Origin of the sequence: Streptomyces torulosus, assembly GCF_001419765.1 — a bacterium.
Lineage (GTDB): Bacteria > Actinomycetota > Actinomycetes > Streptomycetales > Streptomycetaceae > Streptomyces > Streptomyces torulosus.
Genome location: NZ_LIRK01000456.1, coordinates 1 through 1582 on the forward strand (window position 1 = coordinate 1; position 1582 = coordinate 1582).

Genomic DNA, 1582 nt, shown 5'->3' on the forward strand with positions numbered 1-1582 from the left:
AGATGGGTATAAGAGCCAGCGGGGGATCGGGTAGGCTGGGCGTAGCCCCTCACGCGGCGCTATCTGACTGAACTCCCCCAGGGCCGGAAGGCAGCAAGGGTAGGTCGGCTCTGGCGGGTGCGTGGGGGGTCTTTCGTTGTCTTGCCGAGCCCGCCCAGCACTGGGGGGCCTGAGAGCAAGCCGGGTCGTCGTCCCGGGAGACGGTCCGCTCGGCGTCCGGTCCCGCTTCGGCCGCGTCCGGGTTGTCAGTGGGCGCCTATAACCTCGTAGGCGTGTCGTCTCTCGCGCTGTACCGCCGCTATCGCCCGGAGTCGTTCGCCGAGGTCATCGGGCAGGAGCATGTCACCGACCCGCTGCAGCAGGCGCTGCGGAACAACCGGGTCAATCACGCGTACCTGTTCAGCGGGCCGCGCGGCTGCGGCAAGACGACCAGCGCGCGCATCCTCGCGCGCTGCCTGAACTGCGAGAACGGGCCCACGCCCACCCCGTGCGGCGAGTGCCAGTCGTGCCAGGACCTGGCGCGGAACGGCCCGGGCTCGATCGACGTGATCGAGATCGACGCCGCCTCGCACGGTGGTGTCGACGACGCCCGTGAGCTGCGCGAGAAGGCGTTCTTCGGACCGGCTGCCAGCCGGTACAAGATCTACATCATCGACGAGGCCCACATGGTCACGTCGGCCGGTTTCAACGCGCTGCTGAAGGTGGTCGAGGAGCCCCCGGAGCACCTCAAGTTCATCTTCGCCACGACCGAGCCCGAGAAGGTCATCGGGACGATCCGTTCGCGTACGCACCACTACCCGTTCCGGCTCGTCCCGCCGGGCACGCTCCGCGACTACCTCGGCGAGGTCTGCGGCAAGGAGAAGATCCCCATCGAGGAGGGCGTCCTCCCGCTGGTGGTGCGCGCGGGCGCCGGTTCCGTGCGTGACTCGATGTCCGTCATGGACCAGCTGCTGGCCGGCGCGACGGACGAGGGTGTGACATACGCCATGGCCACGTCCCTGCTGGGCTACACGGACGGGTCGCTGCTCGACTCGGTCGTCGAGTCCTTCGCCTCGGGCGACGGGGCCGCCGCCTTCGAGGTCGTCGACCGTGTCATCGAGGGCGGCAACGACCCGCGGAGGTTCGTCGCCGACCTGCTGGAGCGGCTGCGTGACCTGGTGATCCTGGCCGCCGTCCCCGACGCCGTCGAGAAGGGGCTCATCGACGCCCCCGCGGACGTCCTGGAGCGGATGCAGGCCCAGGCGGGCGTCTTCGGCGCCGCCGAGCTGAGCCGCGCCGCCGACCTCGTCAACGAGGGCCTCACGGAGATGCGGGGCGCCAACTCCCCCCGCCTCCAGCTGGAACTGATCTGCGCCCGCGTCCTCCTCCCCGCGACCTACGGCGACGAGCGCTCCGTCATGGCCCGCCTGGACCGGCTGGAGCGCGGCGTGAACTTCTCCGCGTCCGGCCCCGGCCCGGCCATGGGGTACGCCCCCGGGCCCGACGTCCACGGGGCGGCGGGCGCGCCGATGGGCATGGCCCCGCCGGTCGCTCCCGGCCCGCCGGTGCCGCCGGGGGGCGGGGCGGCCGCGGCTCGGGCCGC

General features: G+C 71.8%; 1 protein-coding gene and 1 other RNA gene. Both read left to right on the forward strand.

Annotated features, from left to right (window positions below; all coding sequences use genetic code 11):
- Positions 1–40 precede the first annotated feature (40 nt).
- Positions 41–137: signal recognition particle sRNA small type (gene ffs, locus AOK23_RS44110), an RNA gene on the forward strand.
- A gap of 135 nt (positions 138–272) precedes the next feature.
- On the forward strand, positions 273–1582 hold a 1310-nt coding region (locus tag AOK23_RS29190), incomplete at its 3' end, for a DNA polymerase III subunit gamma and tau (RefSeq protein ID WP_157878187.1).